The sequence below is a fragment of the Pseudomonas fluorescens genome (assembly GCF_001648775.1).
GTDB lineage: Bacteria > Pseudomonadota > Gammaproteobacteria > Pseudomonadales > Pseudomonadaceae > Aquipseudomonas > Aquipseudomonas fluorescens_M.
This window is the reverse complement of the sequence record NZ_LVEJ01000048.1, coordinates 1-2,314: the sequence shown is the minus strand read 5'-3', so window position 1 is coordinate 2,314 and position 2,314 is coordinate 1. Positions and strand designations below refer to the sequence as shown.

General features: G+C 63.2%; 1 protein-coding gene. It reads left to right on the top strand.

Features of this window, described 5'->3' with window-relative positions:
• Positions 1–2,314 (top strand): DUF6531 domain-containing protein (locus A8O26_RS30535; RefSeq protein WP_172828227.1); only part of this gene is annotated, 2,314 nt, incomplete at both ends.

The window sequence follows — 2,314 nt, the reverse complement described above, 5'->3', positions numbered from 1 at the left end:
CAACGGCGACAGCGCCGATTGCGTGCCGCGCACCTGTACCAACGGTTGCCCGGTGTCGATGGTCACCGGCGAGGAACTGCTGACCCTGACCGATGCGGTGCTCGATGGCGTATTGCCGTTCGAGTTCACGCGTTTGTATCGCAGCAGTGCGGTCGAGCTCGATGTCGGGCTGGGGTTTGGCTGGAGCCATTCGCTGGCGCATCGGCTGGAGTTTTTCGCTGATGAGGTTGTTTGGGTCGATCACGAAAACCGGCGAACACGGTTTCCGCTGCCCAGCGCTGCACGACCGGCGATTCACAACAGTTTGTCGCGGGCGGCGATTTTTCTGGGTGATGAGCCGGAGGAGCTGATCCTTGCGCTGGCCGGGGAAACGGCGCGGTTCTATCACTTTCGTGCAGGACGGCTGACGGCGATCAGCGATGCCTATGGCAATCGTCTGACCGTGCAGCGCGATCGGTCTGACCGGGTGCAGCGACTGGATAACGGCGCCGGGCGCTCGCTGCTGTTGCGCTATGAGCGCGCGCAGTTGCTCGCGATCGATTATCAAGTTTGGCGTGAAGGCGCCTGGCACACCGAGCAGACGCTGGTCAGTTACTGCTACGACGCCCGTCAGCGCTTGTTGGCCGCGACCAACGCGGTCGGCGACAGCGAACGTTACGACTACGACGACGCCCACGTGATTCTGCAGCGGCAGCTCACCGGCGGGGCGAGTTTCTTCTGGGAGTGGGAGCGCGCGGGGAAATCGGCCCGTTGCGTGCGGCACTGGGCGTCGTTCTCGCAGATGAACACCCGTTACGTCTGGGCGGACGACGGCAGCGTCGCGGTGCATTACGTCGATGGCACCGAAGAGGTTTACGTCCACGACGAGCGGGCGCGGCTGGTGCGCAAGGTCGAGGCTGACGGCGGTGAACAGCTCAAGGCCTATGACGCTGCCGGACGCTTGATCGCCGAGCAGGATGCTTTAGGCGCGGTCACCGAATACCGCTACGACGAAGTCGGACGGCTGATCGCGCTGATTCCGCCGGATGATGCGCCAACGTCCTACGAATACCGCAACGGCTTCCTGCATCGGCGTTCGCGCGGTGATGCGGTGTGGATCTACCGGCGCAATGCCGAAGGCGATGTCACCGAAGCGGTCGATCCCGATGGTCAGGTCACCCATTACTACTACGACACCCGGGGTCAGTTGCTGTCGATTCGCTACCCGGACAGCAGTCGGCATCGCTTGGTCTGGAACAACCTCGGCCAGTTGACCGAAGAGACCTTGCCCGACGGCGGCGTACGGCGCTTTTCCTACGATGCACTGGGGCGGCGGACCACGACCGCCGACGAACACGGTGCGGTCACCCGTCAGCATTGGGATGCGCTTGGCCGACTGATTCAGACGACGCTTCCTACCGGTAGCACCCGCGCCTACAGCTACGGCGCCTACGGTCAGGTCACTGCCGAGCGCGATGAACTCGGGCGCATCACCCGCTACGAATACGACGATGACCTGCACCTGGTCTCGCGACGGATCAACCCCGACGGCACGCGAGTGCAGTATCGCTACGACCATGCGCAACTGCTGCTCACCGAGATCGAAAACGAGTCGGGCGAAAAATACCGACTGGACTACACCGCGACCGGGTTGATCCGTCAGGAAACCGGCTTCGATGGCCGCCGCACCGCCTACGCCTATGACCTCAACGGCCATCTGCTGGAGAAGACCGAGTTCGGCGACGACGGCTCGCAGTTGGTCACGGCGTATCAACGCGATGCTGCTGGGCAGTTGTTGCTGAAAACCCTGCCCGACGGAGTCAAGGTCAGCTATCAGTACGACCGCCTCGGCCGTTTGATTGGGGTCGATGATGGCCAGCAACACCCGCTGGCCTTCGAGTACGACCGCCAGGATCGGCTGATCACCGAGCATCAGGGCTGGGGCACCCTGCGTTATGCCTACGACACTTGCGGCCAGCTCAAGCGCCTGCGTCTGCCGGACAACAGCAAGCTCGACTATCACTACGCCAAGGGCGGGGCGCTGACCGCCATCGACCTCAACGGCGCGTCGCTGAGCCGTCACGTTTATCAATCGGGCCGCGAGCAACAACGCCAGCAAGGCCTGCTGTGCAGCGAATACAGCTACGACGATCAGGGCCGTTTATTGGCCCACGCGGTAGGCCATCAACACGATTCCCTGTACCGCCGCGATTATGCCTACAGCGCCAACGGCAATCTGGAGCACATTGCCGACACCCGCCACGGCCAGCGCACCTACGGTTACGACGCCCTCGACCGCCTGATCCGCGTACGCCACTCGCGCGACGAACTGGCG